This window comes from Venatoribacter cucullus (genome assembly GCF_016132445.1).
GTDB classification, from domain to species: domain Bacteria; phylum Pseudomonadota; class Gammaproteobacteria; order Pseudomonadales; family Oceanobacteraceae; genus Venatoribacter; species Venatoribacter cucullus.
In genome coordinates this window covers 977,643-997,817 of sequence record NZ_CP046056.1, presented here as the reverse complement: position 1 = coordinate 997,817, position 20,175 = coordinate 977,643, and the positions used below count along the sequence as shown (strand labels likewise).

Genomic DNA, 20,175 nt, shown 5'->3' with positions numbered 1-20,175 from the left:
GAGTCTTGCGACAACGCGCGCTGAACGCTTAACGCCGCAACCCCTACCCCCCCGCCGACGGCCTGAAAATCAGATTATCCGGCACCGGCATATCATCCCGCTGCTCCAGTCTTATGGTTACCCGGCGGTTTTCTGCCCGGCCAGCGGCGGTGCGGTTATTGGCCACCGGATAACGGTCGCCATGGAAACGGGTGGTTAACATATCCGGGTTAATGCCCCTGGTAATAAAATAGCGCTCCACATCTTCTACCCGCGCTTTGGACACTTGCCGGTTATCATAACGACGCCCCATGCTATCGGCATGACCATCCAGATACACCGCAAACACTCTGGGGTCGTTCTGAATGTAATGAATAATCTGATCCAGAATGGCCATATCCTCAGCGTCAATTTTCTCTTCACCGCTGCCAAACTGCACTTTCAGGCGGTTCACCTGGCGAAAATTCATGGGTAACAGCTGGTCGACGCATTGCAGATATACCGGGTAAAAATCATTAAAGGCCACGGCCGATACATGCACCCGCACCTGCCGGCCCTTATCGTAATAAGCGGTATGGGAAATCGCCGGCCACTTGCCTTCCAGCAGTGCGTGTAAAAACTGATTGGTACGGCGGGCATCCAAACTTAAGTTCGGTGTTGCATCCACCACCTTCACCTGGCCAAGATGCTCCGATTTCGCCGACGGCTGCCACGGCGGCGGCAAAATAGTCACTTCCGCAGGCGTATAGGCCATTAAATTACGCAGGGTTTCCAGGCGGAATTCCACATCTTCGCCGGCCTCATGGTAGAACACAGCCCGGCCATAGCCGGGAATGGGCTGTTCAAACCGGCACTCAAAGATCGAGCCACTCACCTGCCAGCGGGTATCTTCCGCCGAGCTGCCATAGTGCAGATCCGCCTCAGCAACGGCAGCCCCAGTCATGGCCAGCGCTAACAAACAGCGGCCAGCACAGAACCGCAGCGCCTCGACAACAGACTTGGACAGAGTTTGGTTACTAAGCATCAGAATTCCTGTTACCACAAACAGTAAGGGTATGGACGGGTTATCGGCGGCCGGACGAAAAAATTGAGCGGTAAAAACTGCCCTTAAAACAAAGCGCAACGGCCGGGCTTTGGGTACAATGCGGCATTCTGAACGAAACCCGTCTTGTAACCCACACCAACAGCTTCCAGCTTAAGGTTGCCGCTATGACCGAACGCATAACCATCACCCGCCCTGATGACTGGCACCTGCATCTGCGCGATGGCGCATTATTGCAACACACCGTGCCCGCCACTGCCCGGGTAATGAAACGCGCCATCATCATGCCGAACCTGCAACCCCCGGTCATGAATGCCGAACAAGCGCTGGAATACCGCAGCCGCATTTTATCGCGCGTGCCGCAGGGCATTCACTTTGACCCGCTGATGGTGCTGTATTTAACCGACCACACCACCCCGGACATGATCGCCGAGGCCAAAGACGCCGGCCATATTGTAGCGGTCAAACTCTACCCGGCCGGTGCCACCACCAACTCGCATTCTGGCGTTACCGACCTGGGCAAGCTGGATCATATTGCCTCCGCCCTGGCTGAACATGGCATGCCATTACTGGTACACGGCGAAGTCACCCACAACCATGTGGATATTTTCGACCGCGAAAAAGAGTTCCTCGACACCATTCTGGCACCGCTGGTCAGCCGCCACCCGACCCTGAAAGTGGTGGTTGAACACATCACCACCAAAGACGCCGCCGATTTTGTAAAAAGCCAGGGGCCGAACGTGGGCGCCACCATTACCGTGCAGCATCTGGCCTACAACCGTAACCACATGCTGGTTGGCGGTATTAAACCGCACTTCTACTGCCTGCCGATTCTGAAACGCAACCTGCACCAGCAAGCCCTGCAGGATGTGGTGGTCAGCGGTAATGCCAAATTCTTCCTTGGTACCGACAGTGCCCCGCATGCCAAAGGCGCCAAAGAAAACGCCTGTGGCTGTGCCGGCTGCTACACCGCTTACGGTGCTATTGAACTGTACGCCGAAATTTTTGAAGACTTAGGCGCGCTGGACCAACTGGAAGGCTTTGCCAGCTTCCACGGCCCGGATTTCTACGGCCTGCCACGCAACAGCGACGAGATCACGCTGGTGAAACAACCCTGGCAGGTGCCGGCGGAAATGCCGTTCGGGCAAGACGTTATCGTGCCGCTGCGTGCGGGTGAAACCCTGCGCTGGAAACTGGAGTACTAAGCGGATGTCGGTAACACAAAACAGCAACTCTGCAGAAAAAACCCCCATGGCACGTCGCTTCCGCGGCTTTTTACCGGTAGTGGTCGATGTCGAAACCGGCGGTTTTAATGCCGATACCGATGCGCTGCTGGAAATCGCCATGGTAACCCTGCGTATGGATGAACAAGGCCTGCTGCACCCGCACGAGAGCATGAGCGCCAACATCCATCCCTTCGACGGTGCCAACCTGCAAAAAGAAGCACTGGATTTTACCGGTATTGACCCGTTTGACCCGGAACGCGACGCCGAATTTGAAATCGACGCCTTAACCAGCATGTTCCAGACCATTCGCCGCGAAGTAAAACTGCATGGCTGCAACCGCGCCGTGTTAGTGGGCCATAACTCACACTTCGACCACGGCTTCCTGCGCGCCGCGATTGCCCGTAATGATATCAAGCGCGATCCCTTTCACCCGTTTTCCTCGTTCGATACGGCCAGCTTGTCCGCACTGGCGTTAGGCCATACCGTGCTGGCCCGCGCCTGCCGGCTGGCCGGGCTGGATTTTGACAACCATGCCGCCCACAGCGCGGCCTACGACACCTGGAAAACCGCCGAACTGTTCTGCTACATCGTAAACCGCTACCAGACCCTGGGGGGCTGGCCGCTGGCCAATACCGAAGCCGACAGCGACGACGACAACGACTGAGCCAATACCATGGATTACCGCTTTTTTTACAACGAACGCCAGATCCCCACGGCCCGCTTATCCATGGATCATGAAGCCTTTGGCCTGTGGTTAAGCGATGAACTGGGCAACAACAAAGAACAACTGGACGTTATTCTGCAGGCCATCGGCCAGCTGGAAGCCGGTGCGCAGCGTGAGTACCAGTGGCAAGGTCGCGATTTTCTGCTGCACTTAACCCGTGAAGACGCGGAAGTAACCGCCCTGACGTTGCTGCAGGAATACTCGCTGGAAGAGCTGGAAGGTGAAGATCTGGATTTTTACGACTCCGAATCCCGCGCCGCCTGCGGGCTGGAAGACTTCAAAGACCTGCTGATTGAGTGGCGGGATTTTTTGTAATCTCTTTGTAACCTGCCAAGGTATAACTTGCCAACAAGAATACCGAGGCAGGATAATGCCAACTTCGTCACAAACACATAATGGCTGATGCTGCTTTATCGGCCAAACAAGGAGAGTCCATGGCCGGAGTACACTCTGCTCCACCGGCTGTGGCAGGTTAATTATGATTCATCTGTTACTCAACGCGTCACGTTCCACCAAGCGTTTTATTGCCCTGTCTTACGATGTCTTTGCTATCCCGGTCGCTATGTACCTGGCGCTGGCATTGCGTCATGGTACGTTCAGCATCAAGACGACAGAAGCCATGTACCTGATGGTGGCCATTACGGTAATCATCACCACTGTCGCCTTCGTAAAGCTGGGGCTGTACCGCGCGGTGGTCCGCTTTATGACCAGTAAAGCGTTCAGTGCCCTGGCATTAGGTATTGGTGTTTCTGCCCTGACCATGGCTACAGCGTCCTTCCTGATTCCGGCCAACATTCCCCGCTCCAGCGTCATTATTTACTTTTTTACCGCCTTTGCATTGTTAGGCACCCCACGGTTGTTTATCCGCAGCGTGGTAACCCAGCTCAGCAAAGCCAAATCAGAACCGGTGATTATTTATGGGGCTGGTCAGCAAGGTATTGCCTTAGCTCAGGCGCTCAGCAGCAGCAATCAATTCCGGCCGTTTGCCTTTATTGACGATGATCCCAAAAAACAAAAAAGCAGCATTCATGGCCTGAAGGTCTATTCGCCATTGAATCTGAGCGATCTGCTTGAACAGCAACATGTTAAAAAAATTGTACTGGCACTGGGGCGCACCAGCATTCAGCAACGTAAATTGCTGATCGAAAAACTGGCCGAAAACAATCTCGAAGTATTAACAGCGCCATCGGTTCCCGACATTATCAGTGGCAAAGCGCGTATTGAAGAAGTCCGCGAAGTCGATATTGAAGACCTGCTGGGCCGCGACCAGGTCGATGCCCGTGCTGACTTGCTACAAGAAAGTATCCACGGAAAAATCGTATTAATTACCGGCGCCGGTGGTTCTATTGGTTCTGAATTATGCCGCCAGGCTTTACTGCAACAGCCGGAAAAACTGATCCTGCTGGAACTGAACGAATACAGTCTGTATGCCATTGAACAGGAACTGCAGCAGCTGAATGAACAGTATCAGCTTAATGTGCCGATTATTTCCATCCTCGGTTCCGTGCAAAAACAAAACCGGCTGGAAACCGTATTCCGTACGTTTAAAGTTCAGACGGTTTACCACGCGGCGGCGTATAAGCACGTGCCCATGGTCGAGCATAATGTGGTTGAAGGCGTGCGCAATAACGTATTCGGTACCTGGTACTGTGCCGAAGCCGCCATTGCTGCCGGGGTTGAACGTTTTGTATTAATTTCCACTGACAAGGCCGTGCGCCCCACTAATGTAATGGGTGCTTCCAAACGTATGGCCGAGTTGGTGCTGCAGGCACTGGCCAAGCGCCAAACCGACACCCTGTTCTGTATGGTGCGTTTCGGCAATGTACTCGGCTCCTCCGGCTCGGTGGTGCCGCTGTTCCGCAAACAAATTAAAAACGGTGGCCCCATCACGGTTACCCATCCGGATATTATCCGTTACTTTATGACCATTCCCGAAGCCTCTCAGCTGGTGATTCAGGCCGGTGCCATGGGCAAAGGTGGGGATGTTTTTGTACTGGATATGGGCGAGCCGGTCAGAATTGTTGATCTGGCGAAAAAAATGATCCGTTTGTCTGGTCTTACGGAGCGCAGCCTGAAAAACCCACAGGGTGATATCGAGATTTTATTCACCGGCTTACGCCCGGGTGAAAAACTGTACGAAGAGCTGCTGATTGGCGACAACGTGGAAGGCACCGAACATCCGCGCATTATGACCGCCAACGAGGTTCATCTGACCTGGCCGGAAACCCACAACCTGCTGAACCGGCTGGATAAAGCCTGTCACGAATTTAAAGTGGAAGATGTTATCAGCCTGCTGCTGGAAGCACCGGCGGCCTACAACAAACAAGGCGAGTGCCCGGACTGGGTACTCAACGCCGGGCGTGTATAAAAGCATAACAAAACGGGCCTGACGGCCCGTTTCCTAAGATATTAACCCCAAGCTGTTCAAGGCTTCGGCGTTAAGCGTTCATCAAAACTGATAGCACTATTCCGGGCACGCAGAACGCTTAACCCGGAACGCTCAACCTGTTCGTCAGAGAAGCAACATTGCTGTCACAATAAATTCAGGCCGCACCAACCACCGGTAATATCTCAAAGCCCGGCTTGGCAAAGTTGGTCGGCATGGCATGGCTCCTGATACGTAAACGATATTGGTGTTAACAATAGACCAATAGCTACAGAATTCCGCTTAATAAGGCTCTGGCCTCATCAATCAGCTGCTGAAGATGATTCTCACCGGCAAAACTTTCGGCATAGATTTTATAAATATCTTCAGTACCGCTGGGGCGCGCCGCGAACCAGCCTTGTTCCGTGCTTACTTTAATGCCACCAATGGCAGCGCCATTACCGGGTGCCTGAGTGTGCACAGCGGTAATCGGTGAGCCTGCCAGTTCGGCCGCGGTCACGCTGGCTGCTGTCAGCTTTTTGAAGGCTGCTTTCTGCTCCGGCGTGGCCGGCGCATCAATACGTCGATACACCGGATTGCCATGCTGCGCCACCAGTTCGGCATAGTATTGCGATGGGGTTAAGCCCGTGGTGGCGGTTATTTCGGCGGCCAATAAACACAGCACAATACCGTCTTTATCGGTGCTCCAGGGCTGGCCATCCAGAGTTAAGAAACTGGCGCCGGCACTTTCTTCACCGCCAAAGGCCAGCTCACCGTTAAATAAACCCGGTACAAACCATTTAAATCCGACCGGTACTTCGTACAGCTCACGCTGATGCGACGCCACCACACGGTCCATCATCGACGAGGTCACCAGGGTTTTGCCGATTTTTAAGTCTTTGCGCCACTGTGGCCGGTGGGTTAATAAATAATCCACGCACATGCAAAGAAAATGATTGGGGTTCATTAAGCCGGCGGCATCGACAATGCCGTGGCGGTCAGCATCCGGGTCATTACCAAAGGCGATATCAAATTGGTTGCGGATCTTCAGCAGGTTCGCCATGGCGGCGGTGCTGGAGCAATCCATACGGATACGGCCATCGTGATCGGGCGGCATAAAGGCAAAAGCCGGATCAATCTGTTCGTTAACCACAGTAATATTCAGTGCTGTATCGGCTGCCAATGCCTGCCACACCGGCAACGCTGTGCCACCCATGGGGTCAGCACCCAGCTTCAGGCCGCTGTTGCGGATGGCGTCCATATCAATAATCTGATCCAGCTGGGCGATGTAGCGGCCAACGTAATCGTATTCCTGTGCCTGCGCGCGGGCGGTTGTGAGTTCAGTACGCTTTACATCAACGCAGCCATTCTGCAAATAATCATTCGCGCGCTGTTCAATCCAGCCGGTCACATCAGCATCGGCCGGGCCACCATCGGGGGTGTTGTATTTAATACCGCCATCTTCCGGTGGATTGTGTGAGGGCGTAATAATTAAACCATCGGCCAGGCCGGTGGTTTTACCGGTGTTGAACTCCAGAATGGCCCGGCTCACCAGCGGTGTAGCCGTTACCCTATTATTGGCGGCAATGCGCACATCCACCTGGTTAGCCGCCAATACCTGCAGGGCCACTTCCCAGGAGGGTTGTGATAAGGCGTGGGTATCCTGGCCTAAAAACAACGGCCCGGTAATTCCGGCGTTGGCACGGTAGTCGGCCACGGCCTGTGCAATGGCCAGAATATGCAGCTCATTAAAGGTATTTTTTAAGGCCGAACCCCGGTGGCCGGAGGTACCAAACGCAACGCGCTGAGCCGCGACCGCAGCATCCGGTTTAACGGTGTAAAAAGCATCCACTAATGATCCGATCACGATAACTCCCTCAAAATACGCAAGTCTGTACTCACTCTGTTAACAGAATATGATCAATGAGTACGAATTGACGGGGATTATACGCAGGCAAAAGCGCCCCGGCAGCCCATTTTCCGGTTACCGGGGTATAAAAAGGCGGAATTCAGCGGTCATTCTTCATCATTCTGCATACTCTGCCAGGCTTCCTGCACACTGGCATAGCTGCTGAGAGCACCGGTGCTTTGTTCCTGCTTGCGCACTTTATCCAGCGCTTCCAGCACTTCCATTACCCGGGTAAACCCCTGGCGGAGTTCTTCCGGAGCGCCCTGCTGCTGCAAGGCTTCGCTATGGCTGGCCATAAACTCATAAGCATCGGCTTCGGCGCGGCGTAATTCGGGGGTGGTGGGGGCATCCATATTGGCCAGCACATTGGCGACCTGCACCAGTTGGCGGGCCATCTCAGAATTACCATCCGGCTCGGCCAGAATCTGCCGGCTGATAAAGGCATTGGCCTGACTGATGGCCGATACTTTTTGCTGCGCGCCGCCTAAATCGCGGTATTGGCTGTCATTCAGAAAACCGTTTTCATACAGTCGCTGGGTAAGGGCCGGAATCTGGCTGGACTGAATGGTGCCGCCAAAAAATTCTGTGCTGATTTTGCTGAGTTTTTCTGCCCGGTACGAAAGTGACACTTTATCGCTGTAGGCATTGGCATCGCTGGCGCGGCTGGTGGTAGCTGAACCAGAGGTCTGGCTGGCCGCTTTAACCTTGCCGGCGTTGGCATCTGTGGCAGCAGGCTGGCCGTCGGTATTCTGACTACTGCCCTTACCCAGCATATTCAGCATGTTCTGGTAGCTGTTGGTGGGGTTGATATCCATAGATGCCTCGGCCTGATGATTAGGGTCGTTGGTAGGTCAATGCGCGCTGCCGGAAGCCGGGCGCAAGACGCTTAATACTATGTGTACACAGCAAACCCCGGGCCAACTTAAAAAAACCAATAAAATCAACAAGCTGAAAAGCAAAACGGCCCATCAGGGCCGCTTCGCGTCGGATATCTGTCAGTTATCCTGACGTCATTTATCCTTCTGAGCGTCAGGATTCCGGCGCACGATGTGCGACTTCACCCGGTGCACACCCCAATACACCACCGCCAATACGATGGGAACAGCAATGCCTTTGGCAACATCGGTGTTGAACGGCAAACCATAGGCTACTGCTCCGGCAAAACCGATCCCCAGCAATGACACCAGATAGTAACCAATGGCCACCACCGATAACCCTTCTACCGTTTGTTGCAGCCGCAGTTGCAGCTGGCTGCGGCGGTTCATCGACGACAGCAGGTGCTGGTTTTGTTCCTGAATGGATAAATCCACCCGGGTGCGCAGCAAACTGGTGGTGCGGCTGATACGACGCGATAAATCTTCCAGCCGGTCGCGTACCGAGTTACAGGTTTTAATACCCGGCGTTAACCGCCGCTCCAGAAATTCCCGCAGGCTCTGCATGCCTTCAATCGGGCTTTCTTTTAACTGGCGCAGGCGGTCACGAACCAGATCGTGATAGGCCACCGCCGCCGAGAAGCGGAAGTTGGTATCACTGCGATGGCGTTCTACTTCGGCCGCCAGTTGCGATAATTCCTGCAGCAATACCCGCTCATCTTTGCCGGCATCAATATCCGAAATGCTCTGGTTCAGGGTGGCCAGATTTTCCTCCACCTGCGCCAGCTCGCCGCCCATCTGCCGGGCAATGGGCAACGCCAGCAGCGACATTAAGCGGTAGGTTTCCAGTTCGAACAGGCGCTGCACCAGTCGCCCGCTCTGATACGGAGTTAAACCATGGTTGCAGGCAACCATGCGGCCAAAACCATCGCTGTGCAGTTTAAACGCGGTCCACACCTGAGCTTTTTCGTCTGCCACCCAGGCACCGGACACCCGCTGGCCTTCAAACCAGCGTTGCAGCTGTTTGTCGTCCGGCGGGGTATTCACCACGGCCAGGTTCAGGGCCACTACTAATTCGCCGGGTAACGCCGCCAGCCAGTCTTTCGGCACATTGCCTAAGGCATCCGGCGCAAAGGGGCTGGTATCCGGGCAAATAAAGGTGAAGTTGGCAAACTCCATGTGCCGTTCCCAGCGCAGTTCAAAACCACCGAAATCCTGATACAGACAGGAGGAATCCTGCGCCGGTGCCGGCACACTGAAGCGCTTGCACAGGTCCACCACATGGTCGTGCAGGGCTTTACGATTGTCGTTCAGTACCACCGTAAAATGCGTAACCTGACAGGGCCCTTCAATAACCGGCGATGGCCGGTTATGCAGTTCCTCATACAACGCTGACCGCCACGGATGTACCTGCAAGGCTACCGCCGGGGCAGCAATGTCGGGGGTTTTATCCGGTAAGGCGTATTTCATAACAGATCCTGATTTATAAAAATGCGTGCAGACGGGTATCCAGCGCGCTTTGATTTTGCTGCTGCCAGTCCTGCTGCCATTGCTGCCAGCGCTGGCGTTCGGCCGGGCTGACATTAATATCGGCGGGCAGTCCGGCCTGTAAATCGTTCAGGCTCAGATCCTGCAGTAATTGCCCCAGAGTAACGCGGTGCTGGTCAGCCAGCCACACCCACTGCCCTTCCTGGCTGCGGGTTACCAGCCCCATCTGCTGCAGTTGCTGCAAGCCCACCCGTACCTGCACCGGGGTTAAGTCGGGCAGGCGCCGCGCCAGTGCCGCTTCACTTAATAACCGGCCTTGCTGTTGCAGCTGTAATAAGGTTTGCACCAGGCGTAAGCGCCGCCACAAGGGCGGTAATTTACGATTGGCCGGAGCGAAGTGGCTAAGGGCATAACTGAGTTCCGCGCCCAGTAACACCAGCATCCAGGCCAGATAAATCCATAACAGAAACAGCGGCACGGCGGCAAAGGCGCCGTAAATCAGCTGATAGGACGGAAACATGCCAATAATACGGCTGAACAAAAACTTGCCGGCTTCAAATAACAGCGCAATCAGCATGCCGGCCAGCAACGCATTACGCCAGGGCACCCGGCAGTTGGGTACCAGCATATAGAGGGCCGTTAACGCTGCGGCACTGAATAACCAGGGCAAAAAACGGAACGGCAAGGGTACTTTTTCCAGATCGGCGACCACAGGCAGTGACGCCACCAGCGAACTGGCGGCAATCGCACCGCCAATCAGTAATGGCCCCAGACTGAGCACCGCCCAATAACGGAAAAAATTCTGCAACCCGGAGCGGGGTTTATCCACGTTCCAGATGCGGTTGAACTGCATTTCAATGGTACGCAGCAGCATTAATGCGGTAATAAACAGAAACACCACACCGATCCAGGTGAGGCTGCGGGCCTGCTGACTGAACGCCAGTAAATAGGCTGAAATCTGCTCACTGCCTTCCGGCATCACATAGGCCAGCAGGTTGTTGCTGAGATCACCGCCCCAGCTTTGTAAGGCGGGAATGGCACTGAGGGTGGCATAAATAACGGTTAATACCGGCACCAGCGCAAACAGCGTGGTGTAAGTGAGGGCGGCAGCATCCCGGCGGCGCTCAGTACCTTCAAAACGCTGCACCGTTTGCCATAACACCGGGCCAACCCGGGCCAGCGACCGTTGCGTACGGCGCAGGCCAGCCAGCAGGCGGGGAAAGGCTTTTTTCTGCATTCCGGTTTCCTTTGTTACCATAGCGGCCCTTGGTACCGCACACACAGAGGCAAGCATGAGCGAAATCCGCATTTATCACAATCCGCGCTGTTCCAAATCGCGGGAAACGCTGGCGTTGTTGCAGGCGCAGGGTATTCAGCCACAAATCGTCGAGTACCTGAAAGATACGCCCTCCGCTGCCGAACTGCGTGACATTCTGGTCAGTCTGGGTATTCCCGCCCGCGACCTGCTGCGTACCAAAGAAGACGAGTACAAAACCCTGGGGCTGGATAACCCGGCGTTAACCGAAGCCGATATTATTGCCGCCATGGTTGCCCACCCGAAACTGATTGAACGCCCCATTGTGGTTAAGGGCACTCAGGCCCGTATTGGTCGCCCGCCCGAGCAAGTGCTGGAGATTCTGGCATGAGCAACCCTTACATTCTGGTGCTGTATTACAGTCGTCATGGCAAAACCGAGGCCATAGCCAAACAGCTGGCCCGCGGCGTCGAGCGGGTAACCGGTATGGAAGCGAGGCTGCGCACCGTGCCGGCGGTATCCCCGGATACCGAAGCTTCACTGCCGGCGGTACCCGACAGCGGCGCGGTGTACTGCAGCTATGACGACTTAAAACACTGCGCCGGTTTATTACTGGGCAGTCCGGTACGCTTCGGCAATATGGCCGCCCCCTTAAAATATTTTCTCGATGGCAGCAGCCCGCTGTGGCTGACCGGCGCCTTGATCGATAAACCGGCGGGCGTATTTACTTCGTCATCGTCACTGCACGGCGGCCAGGAGTCCACTCTGCTGAGCATGGCCTTACCACTGCTGCACCACGGCATGCTGTTTTGCGGTATTCCCTATTCCGAGCCCGGTTTAACCAACACCCGTGGCGGCGGTACGCCTTATGGTGCCAGCCACTGGGCCGGCGTACAAAATGAGAACAACTTAACCGCTGAAGAAATTCAGCTCTGTCAGGCACAGGGCGAACGCATCGCCCGGCTGGCACAACAACTGGCAGGAACCGCATAATGATCACCAAAGTAAATACCGCCCGCTGGATCATGCTGAGCAGCTATACCGCCCTGCTGCTGTTGCTGGTATTACAAACCCTGCTGAATCCACCGGCTGCTGAAAGCCTTGGTACGCTGCAAATCTGGATCGCCGGCGCAATTCTGGCGCTGTTTAAAATACTGCCGCTGCTGTTGTTTGTGCGCGGCTTAAGTGCCGGCCGCCATACCACCGCCGCCTGGCTGGCCTATATGGCGATGCTGTATTTTGTATTTGGGGTATTACTGACCTTTACGCCGGGCGCATCCGGCTGGGGCTGGGGCGTCAGCATCAGCAGTCTGGTGCTGATTATTGCCGCCATGCTGTATACACGCTGGAAAAAAGCGGCCTGAAGGCCGCTTGAGCAAGGATTTACTCGTCGCCCCACTCGCCGTCGGTATCATCGTCGGCGATTTCGGTGGTCACCGGCTCGCCGCAGCGAGCGCATTTACCTTCTACATAAATTACACCGTTGAGTTCAAACTCCACCGGTTCAACCATGCCCAGGTCGGCTTCCATACAGTGGTTGCACCAGGTCTGGGTTAAGAAGGCCTGCTGGTCGTCTTTGTCGCGGGCGTAAAAATCGCGTTCGATGCGTTCCATAACGGTTTCCTGTTGGTTTTTGCCGCATTTTACGCGCAAAAGACCGGCGGGCCTATGGGGGTAACCGATTATGTCGCTGGCACATTCAGCACTGTTCAGGCTGAATAGCCTCGGGCATTCTGTCGGCTTTCTATTATTCAGGACGCCTTATTATGATTACCCTGCATCATCTGGAAAATTCCCGTTCCCAGCGTCTTATATGGTTGCTGGAAGAACTGGGCGTGGAATACCGCATTGAGCGCTATAACCGCGACCCGAAAACATCGCTGGCGCCGGAATCGTTAAAAAAGATCCATCCGCTGGGTAAATCACCGGTCATCACCGATGGCGAAAACACCATTGCCGAATCCGGGCTGATTATTGAATACCTGTTAAAAACCTATGATAACGGTCGGTTTTTACCCACCGAAAATACACCTGCTTACTGGCAGTATTTATATTGGCTGCATTATTCCGAAGGTACCTTAATGCCGCTGATGGTGATGTCGCTGATTTTCAACAAAATCAAAACCGCCCCCATGCCGTTTTTTATCCGCCCCATTGCCAAAGGCATTGCCGATCAGGTAATGAAAAGCTACGTCGGCCCGAATATGGCCAACAACCTTACATTTATCGAAACACATTTAAGCCAGCAGCCATGGTTTGCCGGCGAGCAGATGAGCGGAGCCGATTTTCAGATGATATTCCCACTGGAAGCGGCGATTAAAGCCAGCATCAAAGCGGAAGATTATCCGCACATTGCCGCGTTTGTGCAGCGCGTGCATGCCTTACCGGCGTATCAGGAAGCATTGCGTCAGGGTGGCCCGTACGATTACGCCTGAAATCAGAGCAACCCGGGAATACCGCTCAGATCTGTAAAAACAACTGGCGGCTTTCTCCCGGCGTGCGACCGCACCAGCGGCGGAACGCACGCCGGAAATTGGTCAGATCATTAAATTGAAGATACTGCGCCAGCTGCTCGTTGCTCCAGCCCAATATGTGCAGACAATACAGGCTGGCGTGCAGGCGCACCTGATCCTGTAAATGCTGAAAATGCGTATCGTGACGCTGCAATTTGCGCTTGAACGTGGCACTGCTCATGCCGAAATGCTCTGCCGTTTCTGCCAGTGATAGTGGCTGCTGAATATGCTGCAAAAGATGCTGATACACGGCTTCGCTGAAGCCCGACCCCGGCTGTGGCGGCTCATAGTGCAGATGCCGGGCCGCCACCCGGAAGGCCGTGGCCGAGGCCTGTGGCCAGGGTTCGTGCAGCCAGGCTTTCGGTATGCGCATCACATCCACACCAAGGTCAAAATACAGCGTCCCGCCCAAATGCGTGCGGTACTGTTCATAGGTGCGTGGTTGCGCATAGCTGAAGCCATATTCCCAGGGCAGTGGCTGCCGTGACTGCCAGCGGCTGTAACTGCTGAGCGCGGTCATGGCGGTTTCCACCATAAACCGCTTCTGCTCGCCTAAGCCACAGGCATCCAGCCATTGCACATAACAATAATCCCGGTCGGTAAAGACCCGGGGCACCAGCAATGGGCTGAGCTGGCGACGGTATTGGCCAAGCACCGTCAGAGCCTGATCCAAACAACCGGCATGCTGCAACAACTGGCTGGGCAGCCCATAATGGCCCGGCCACAGAAGTTGCCCCCAACGGAAACTCAGATCACCACTGGCCGATATTTTTTCGCCATTGCTGATTAATTGCCGTAATTGCCGGACAGATAAACGACTGCTCCCGGCCAGAATATCATCATAAAAAAGGCCGGTACCGCGCAGCACCTTATGGCTGGAAATATTCCGTGTCAGCAGTAAATCCAGTAATAAACCGGGCTGATAATGCGCCGCTAAATAGCGTTCATCCTGTTCGTACCAGGTTACGCCCGCGTTATGTTCCGCGCCGTTCATCAGGCTGCCGACCTGGCCTGCTGACGGGCTTCCAGCCCGCTGTTGGCGCGTTGCAATAACGTACCGGCATCCTCGCCGGTAAGCGGTAAAGCAAACCAGTTAATCTGTTGAAACACCCGCTCGCCGGAAGAACTGCGCAGCGCACAATGCTCCAGCGCCTGCTGCAACTCCCAGGCGATGGTACAGGCCTGCGCTTCGGTCGTATCAGGCATAACAATGGCAAAACGCGCACCGGCATAACGACACACCAGATCCTGACGCCGCAGGTTCATCAGTAATAATTCCGCATTTTCACGCAGCAGACGGTCTGCATCCGTAATGCCCAAACGGCGTGGCCAGTTGGCGGCATCGGTTAATTCCACCAGCACCAGCATGGCTGGCTGACGGTGCTGAAATTGCTGCAACTGCTGGTGCAGAAAGTCTGCCCGGCCCAGATACATCAGATCATCGCTCAGGTGATGTTCGCGGAATAACTGTTCGCGTTTACGTAAATGCTCGTTTAATACCAGCTGTTCGCGGTGCCATAAAAATAAACCGACCGTCAGCAACACCATACCAATGGGCATGGTGATGGATTCCAGCGACTGGTCCCACCATTGCTCACCGGGCAGGCGGATAAATTCGTCCAGCGTATCCTGCCACAGCGCCAGAAATAAAAAGCCCAGCCCCAGCGTCAGCCAGTCGGTTACCCGTCCGGCCGGCCGGCTGCCCAGTATCAGCAGCATCCACACCGCCAGTGCCAGTCCGGTACCACCTTCGCCGACCACATCCAGCCAATCGATTTCCAGCCATTCCTTGGCATTGCCGAACCATAAGGTAACCAGCAACGACATCACGGCCAGCACTGAAATCAGCAGCAATTTATGCCGGTGTAAAAGCAGATGGGTAAACATGCACAAATTCCGGTAAATGGGCGTTACTGATTAACAATTAAATATGTCACTCGTGTTACTGTTATATGACAACCAGCCCGGCAAGGACCTCAGCGGGTTAAATCAGCTCATACCGGTACCGCCGGTTGTAACCGGACTGCAACCTGCCCTGCCTAACGTCGCTGTCATCGTAATTACCAACTATCACGGAGCAGACGATGACAACACGATTAAAACCCCTGGTACTGGCCATAGCCCTCTCGGGTGCCGCCCTGGTGCAGGCTGACGGTCAACTGGAAGGACGTATTACCGATGCCCGCGGCGATACCAATTATCGTGGTGCCGTTATCAGCATCGATGAACTCAGGCGCGATGTGCTGGCCGGGCCGGCAGGTCGTTTCCGCGTACCGCAGTTACCGGCGGGGGAATACACCTTAAGCGTGCGCATGGGTAATCAGCTGCTGGAACAACGGCGCATTGTTATTACCGACAACGAAACCCTGAACGCCGATATTCTGCTGAACAGCGGCTCTGAGGTGGTGGAAGAAGTACTGGTGGTTGGCCAGGCCGCGCAGATGCAGCGCGCCATCGACCGTCAGCGGTTCGCCGACAATATGATCAATGCCATTAACGCCGATGCCATCGGTCAGCTGCCGGACAATAACGCCGCTGAAGCCCTGCAGCGTGTGCCCGGTGTATCCATTGAGCGCGATCAGGGCGAAGGCCGCTTTGTGCGTGTGCGTGGCATCAGCCCGGACTTAAACTCGGTAACGGTGAACGGCACCCAGTTACCGGCACCGGAAGCCGGTACCCGGGCAGTGGCGCTGGATGTGATTCCCTCCGACCTGATCGGCTCTCTGGTGGTGACCAAAACCCTGACCCCGGATATGGATGCCAACGCCATCGGCGGCAGCATTGAAGTGGAAAGCCTGTCAGCGCTGGATCGTGAAGGCGCGTTTTATACTCTGCGCGCCGAAGCCAGCTACGACGAACACACCGATCAAACCAGCCCGGCTTATGCCCTGTCGGGCGGTAACACCGTCACCTTCAGCAACGGCCAGCGCTTAGGCGTAGCCGGAGCCTTCAGTTACGACCAGCGCCAATTCGGTTCCGATAACGTCGAAACCGGTGGCAAATGGGATCTCGACGGCACCGAAGCGCTGGAAGAATTTGAGCAACGCGATTACAGCATCGAACGCGAACGCATCGGCGCGGCACTGAACTTCGATTACGAACTGGATATGAACAACCGTTTGTATCTGCGCACTCTGTTCAGCTCGTTTAAAGACGATGAGCAGCGCATTGCTAACGCAGTTGAGTTCGACGATGCGCAATTAAGTGGCGCAACCGGCCCGGCCGAAGTCATCCGTGAATTAAAAGACCGGGAAGAAACGCAGGAAATGCAGGCCTTTACCCTCGGCGGCGAACATTTTATCGATGCCTGGACCGTGGAATATGCCGCAGGTTTCAGTAAATCCAGCGAAGATGAAAGCGGTGGCATCAGTGGTGCCGGTTTTACCGGTGACTTTACCGACATGGGCTTTAACGGTACCCGTAAACCACGCCTGATTGCCCCAGCCGCCTTTTTTGATCCGGCCAATTATGATCTGGATGAAGTGGAATACACCGAAGGCTTAACCGAAGACGAACAAACCAGCGTTAATCTGGATATTACCCGCGACTTTTTTGCCGGCAATTACCCGGCACTGGTGAAATTCGGCGGCAAAATGACCCGTCGGGAAAAAACCCAGGACATCAGCGAATACGTTTTCGACACTTTTGGTGGTGCAGCCACCACGCTGGATAATTTCAGTGGCGGCAAGCTGGATTACGAGTTGGGTGATTTTGGTAACGACATCCGCCCGGATTCAGTTTATGCCTTAATTAATGGTCTGGATAAAGCCGCGGCACTGGACGAAGAAGCCTCCCGCGTTGGCGATTATCAGATTGATGAGAGTATCGATGCTGCCTATGTAATGGGCCGCGTGGATATTAACGATCTGCGCATTCTGGGCGGCTTCCGCTATGAGCAAACCGACCTGGAATTGACGGGTACCGGCCTCGACAGCACGGGCAACCTGGTGGCCTCCAATGCCCGTAATGATTACGACCATCTGCTACCGTCACTGCACATCCGCTATGCGCTGAGCGACAGCACATTGCTGCGCGCCGCCTGGAGCAATGCCGTAGTACGCCCGACCTTCGAGCAGATGTCACCCAGCTTTACCAATGACGGCCTGGAAGCCGAGCTGGGTAATCCGGCCCTGAAAGCACTGGAAGCAGCCAACTTCGATCTGAGCATTGAGCACTACACAGGTACCGCCGGTTTGTTGTCAGCCTCGCTGTTCTACAAAGACATTAAAAACTTTGTGTATGTAACCGACCTGGCTGGCTCACCGGAATGGGCCGGTTACGACGAAGTCATTACTTACCGTAATGGTGACGATGCCACTCTCAGTGGTATCGAACTGGCGTTCTCACAAAAACTGAGCATGCTGCCGGCGCCGTTCGATGGTTTGCTGGTATCCGCCAACGCCACCGTCAGCCAATCCGATGCCAGCATCAGCACCTATGATGGCGGCACTCTGATTAAGCGTGATATTGATCTGCCCAGCCAGTCCGACGTAACCGGCAACCTGATTATTGGTTACGAAAAAAATGGCTTTATGCTCCGCTTAGCCGCCAACTACAAGTCGGATTATCTGCTGGAAGTCAGCGATGTTGCCGATGAGCGCGGGGATATTCACCAGGCCTCGCATACCCAGCTGGATTTAAGTTCAGCCTACGCTCTGACCAATAAACTGAAACTGACCTTTGATATCAGCAACCTGACCGATGAGCCTTACTACGCCTATCAGCATCAGGAGAAATACAACGCTCAGTACGAAGAATACGGCCCGACTTATCGCTTCGGTATCAGCTATACCGGCTTCTGATATCCACTGTATTCATTTATTACGCCCGGCGCTGTGCGCCGGGTTCTTTATAATGGTGAAACACCCCAATGAACAAACCAGAATATAAATTTTCCCTGTTAACCCTGGCACTCATCAGTGCGCTGCTCAGTGCCTGCCAGGCCAATAAACCAGCCGCACCGGCAGCAGCGGCCAACCTGTCCGGGTTAGTCTCTCAGCCTCTGGCCTGGACCGGCATGAAGGTTGCCCAGGTCAATACCCTGTGGCTGAGCGTGGATGAAGAACAGGGTCTGCGTTTATTAAATGCTGCCGGCCAATTACTGGATCAGCAGAATATTGCTGCCGAAATACTGGACCAGCGCACCGATGCTGAGGGCAGTATTTTTGTCAGTGTCGATCAGCGCAGCAACCGCCCGTTCAGTTTTCGTGTCCGTGACCAGCGCATCAGTGACCTGAATTTTGCCGCCCCGCTGGCGCAGCCGGTAGAAGGTCTGTGTCTGTATCAGGCTGAGGGACAGCCGTTGCAATTATTCGTGCTGGACGAACAACAAACGGCCCATCAGTGGGTTATTAACCCCGCCAATGGCCGCTTAAACGAACAAACGCTGCGCCAGTTTCCGCTGCCACCAGCGGCTGAGTTTTGCGTGGTAGATGACCATACCGACCGGTTATTTATTACCGAAGAAACCATGGGGCTGTGGCAATACAATGCCCGCGCAGAAAGCGAACTGATACGCACCCCGGTTGATCTGGTACAGCCCTGGGGCAACCTTCAGCACGGCGCTGGCCCGGTAACAATTGCCGGTGATGACCTGTGGCTGGCCGAAAAAGACCATTCACAACTGCATCGTTATTCCCTGAGCGGTGCCACCGCGCAGCATTTTAAACTGGGCGATGATATTGCTCTGGATGCACTCAGTGCGGTTATTCAGGGCGATAACCTGCAATTAGTAATGCGTGATGACAACCGCAGCCAATTGCTGCAAACCCGCGTTGAGGCTCGCCCAATGTCAGTGCAACAGCAGCGTATTCCCTATGTCGCGGTACACACACAGACCGACCCGGTTAATACCAGTGGTGATGCGGCCGATGATCCGGCCATCTGGATTCATCCGCAACAACCGGAACGCAGCCTGGTATTGGGCACAAATAAAAAAGCCGGTCTGCACGTCTATGATCTGCAGGGCCATGAACAGCAATTTCTGGCCGCGGGCCGGGTGAATAACGTGGATGTCCGGCAGGGTTTTACCCTGCATGGAAAGCCGATGGATATTGCCGCCGCCAGCCAGCGCGATCGCCAGAGTATTGCCCTGTTCAGCATTCACCCGCAAACCGGTGAGGTACAGAGTGCCGGTGATATTCCCACCACGCTGGATGATGTATACGGCTTCTGTCTGTATAAAAACCCGCAAGGGGCGGTGTACGCTTTTATTAACGATGAAGACGGCCGCTTTGAGCAATACGAAATTACCGACCGTGCCAATGAGGGCTGGAGCGGTAAAAAAGTGCGGGAATTCCGGGTAAATTCACAACCGGAAGGCTGTGCCGCCGACGATCTGCGTCAGCGTTTATTTGTCGGTGAAGAAGATGTGGCCATCTGGACCATCGGTGCCGAAGCGGATGCCGGCACAGCATTAACTCAGGTTGCCGCAGTCTCAGACATTCTGGTGGATGATATCGAAGGCATGGATATTTATCAGAACGGCGATAACAGCCTGTTAATTGTTTCCAGCCAGGGCAATGACAGCTATGTGGTTTTCAGCGCCTTGCCCCCTTACGACTATATCGGACGCTTCCGTGCCGGATTAAATACCGGAAAAAGCATTGATGGCGCTTCCGAAACCGACGGACTGACGGTCACCTCTGCTGATCTGGGCGGTGATTTTTCGCACGGTTTACTGGTGGTACAGGATGGCCGCAATCAATTACCGGCGGCAAATCAGAATTATAAATATCTGTCGATGCGGGATGTTCTTAAACAACTGCAGGCTGACTGAAAACGACTGAACAATAACAAGCCA

The 20,175-nt window shown here is 54.7% G+C and carries 18 protein-coding genes; 10 read left to right on the top strand and 8 right to left on the bottom strand.

Annotated features, from left to right (window positions below):
- Positions 1-43 precede the first annotated feature (43 nt).
- Complete coding sequence (locus tag GJQ55_RS04820; protein ID WP_228346376.1) at positions 44-1,003, bottom strand: flagellar protein MotY; 960 nt, start codon at positions 1,001-1,003, stop codon at positions 44-46.
- A gap of 185 nt (positions 1,004-1,188) precedes the next feature.
- Here GJQ55_RS04820 and pyrC point away from each other — a divergent pair, with 185 nt between their 5' ends.
- The 4 genes from pyrC to GJQ55_RS04800 all read left to right on the top strand — a co-directional run bounded on the left by pyrC (position 1,189) and on the right by GJQ55_RS04800 (position 5,339).
- Entirely contained in the window at positions 1,189-2,226 is a 1,038-nt protein-coding gene (pyrC, locus tag GJQ55_RS04815; protein ID WP_228346375.1) for a dihydroorotase, read from the top strand.
- A gap of 4 nt (positions 2,227-2,230) precedes the next feature.
- A complete protein-coding gene (rnt, locus tag GJQ55_RS04810) occupies positions 2,231-2,911 on the top strand; it encodes a ribonuclease T (protein ID WP_228346374.1) in 681 nt (226 codons plus the stop codon).
- A 9-nt stretch (positions 2,912-2,920) separates the two neighbouring features.
- Positions 2,921-3,286: a YacL family protein gene (locus tag GJQ55_RS04805; RefSeq protein WP_228346373.1), complete on the top strand. Its 366-nt coding sequence runs from the start codon at positions 2,921-2,923 to the stop codon at positions 3,284-3,286.
- A gap of 163 nt (positions 3,287-3,449) precedes the next feature.
- Positions 3,450-5,339, top strand: a complete 1,890-nt coding sequence (locus tag GJQ55_RS04800) for a polysaccharide biosynthesis protein (protein ID WP_228346372.1) — start codon at positions 3,450-3,452, stop codon at positions 5,337-5,339.
- A 286-nt stretch (positions 5,340-5,625) separates the two neighbouring features.
- Here the strand turns inward: GJQ55_RS04800 and pgm are convergent, their stop codons facing one another.
- From pgm to GJQ55_RS04780, 4 genes are all read right to left on the bottom strand, one after another.
- Positions 5,626-7,200, bottom strand: coding sequence for a phosphoglucomutase (alpha-D-glucose-1,6-bisphosphate-dependent) (gene pgm, locus GJQ55_RS04795; protein WP_228346753.1), 1,575 nt, complete (start codon positions 7,198-7,200; stop codon positions 5,626-5,628).
- A 152-nt stretch (positions 7,201-7,352) separates the two neighbouring features.
- The gene (locus tag GJQ55_RS04790) at positions 7,353-8,060 is read right to left on the bottom strand and encodes a hypothetical protein (RefSeq protein ID WP_228346371.1); all 708 of its coding nucleotides are present in this window, start codon (positions 8,058-8,060) and stop codon (positions 7,353-7,355) included.
- Between the two features lie 195 nt (positions 8,061-8,255).
- The gene (locus GJQ55_RS04785) at positions 8,256-9,587 is read right to left on the bottom strand and encodes a DUF3422 family protein (protein ID WP_228346370.1); all 1,332 of its coding nucleotides are present in this window, start codon (positions 9,585-9,587) and stop codon (positions 8,256-8,258) included.
- Between the two features lie 13 nt (positions 9,588-9,600).
- Positions 9,601-10,842, bottom strand: a complete 1,242-nt coding sequence (locus GJQ55_RS04780; RefSeq protein WP_228346369.1) for a YihY family inner membrane protein — start codon at positions 10,840-10,842, stop codon at positions 9,601-9,603.
- Positions 10,843-10,897: 55 nt separating this feature from the next.
- On the opposite strand from GJQ55_RS04780, the gene arsC reads away from it, so the two are divergent.
- Genes arsC through GJQ55_RS04765 form a run of 3 tightly spaced genes read left to right on the top strand, consistent with a single transcriptional unit; the run spans position 10,898 to position 12,224 of the window.
- Positions 10,898-11,251 carry an arsenate reductase (glutaredoxin) gene (gene arsC, locus GJQ55_RS04775; protein ID WP_228346368.1) on the top strand — a complete coding sequence of 118 codons (354 nt, stop codon included), beginning with the start codon at positions 10,898-10,900 and terminating at the stop codon, positions 11,249-11,251.
- On the top strand, positions 11,248-11,853 hold the full coding sequence (wrbA, locus tag GJQ55_RS04770; RefSeq protein WP_228346367.1) for an NAD(P)H:quinone oxidoreductase: 606 nt from the start codon (positions 11,248-11,250) through the stop codon (positions 11,851-11,853). The genes arsC and wrbA overlap by 4 nt, the downstream gene beginning before the upstream one ends.
- Positions 11,853-12,224: a DUF2069 domain-containing protein gene (locus GJQ55_RS04765; RefSeq protein WP_228346366.1), complete on the top strand. Its 372-nt coding sequence runs from the start codon at positions 11,853-11,855 to the stop codon at positions 12,222-12,224. Before wrbA ends, GJQ55_RS04765 begins: the two co-directional genes overlap by 1 nt.
- A gap of 19 nt (positions 12,225-12,243) precedes the next feature.
- Here the strand turns inward: GJQ55_RS04765 and GJQ55_RS04760 are convergent, their stop codons facing one another.
- Positions 12,244-12,474 carry a hypothetical protein gene (locus GJQ55_RS04760; RefSeq protein ID WP_228346365.1) on the bottom strand — a complete coding sequence of 77 codons (231 nt, stop codon included), beginning with the start codon at positions 12,472-12,474 and terminating at the stop codon, positions 12,244-12,246.
- A 152-nt stretch (positions 12,475-12,626) separates the two neighbouring features.
- On the opposite strand from GJQ55_RS04760, the gene GJQ55_RS04755 reads away from it, so the two are divergent.
- Positions 12,627-13,295 carry a glutathione S-transferase family protein gene (locus GJQ55_RS04755; RefSeq protein ID WP_228346364.1) on the top strand — a complete coding sequence of 223 codons (669 nt, stop codon included), beginning with the start codon at positions 12,627-12,629 and terminating at the stop codon, positions 13,293-13,295.
- Between the two features lie 25 nt (positions 13,296-13,320).
- Here GJQ55_RS04755 and GJQ55_RS04750 read toward each other — a convergent pair whose 3' ends face one another.
- The gene (locus tag GJQ55_RS04750) at positions 13,321-14,367 is read right to left on the bottom strand and encodes an AraC family transcriptional regulator (protein WP_228346363.1); all 1,047 of its coding nucleotides are present in this window, start codon (positions 14,365-14,367) and stop codon (positions 13,321-13,323) included.
- Entirely contained in the window at positions 14,367-15,260 is an 894-nt protein-coding gene (locus tag GJQ55_RS04745; RefSeq protein WP_228346362.1) for a diguanylate cyclase domain-containing protein, read from the bottom strand. Before GJQ55_RS04745 ends, GJQ55_RS04750 begins: the two co-directional genes overlap by 1 nt.
- A gap of 197 nt (positions 15,261-15,457) precedes the next feature.
- Here GJQ55_RS04745 and GJQ55_RS04740 point away from each other — a divergent pair, with 197 nt between their 5' ends.
- Together GJQ55_RS04740 and GJQ55_RS04735 are read left to right on the top strand one after the other, a co-directional pair.
- Positions 15,458-18,175, top strand: a complete 2,718-nt coding sequence (locus GJQ55_RS04740; protein WP_228346361.1) for a TonB-dependent receptor — start codon at positions 15,458-15,460, stop codon at positions 18,173-18,175.
- Between the two features lie 68 nt (positions 18,176-18,243).
- Entirely contained in the window at positions 18,244-20,151 is a 1,908-nt protein-coding gene (locus GJQ55_RS04735; RefSeq protein ID WP_228346360.1) for a phytase, read from the top strand.
- Positions 20,152-20,175: the final 24 nt, after the last annotated feature.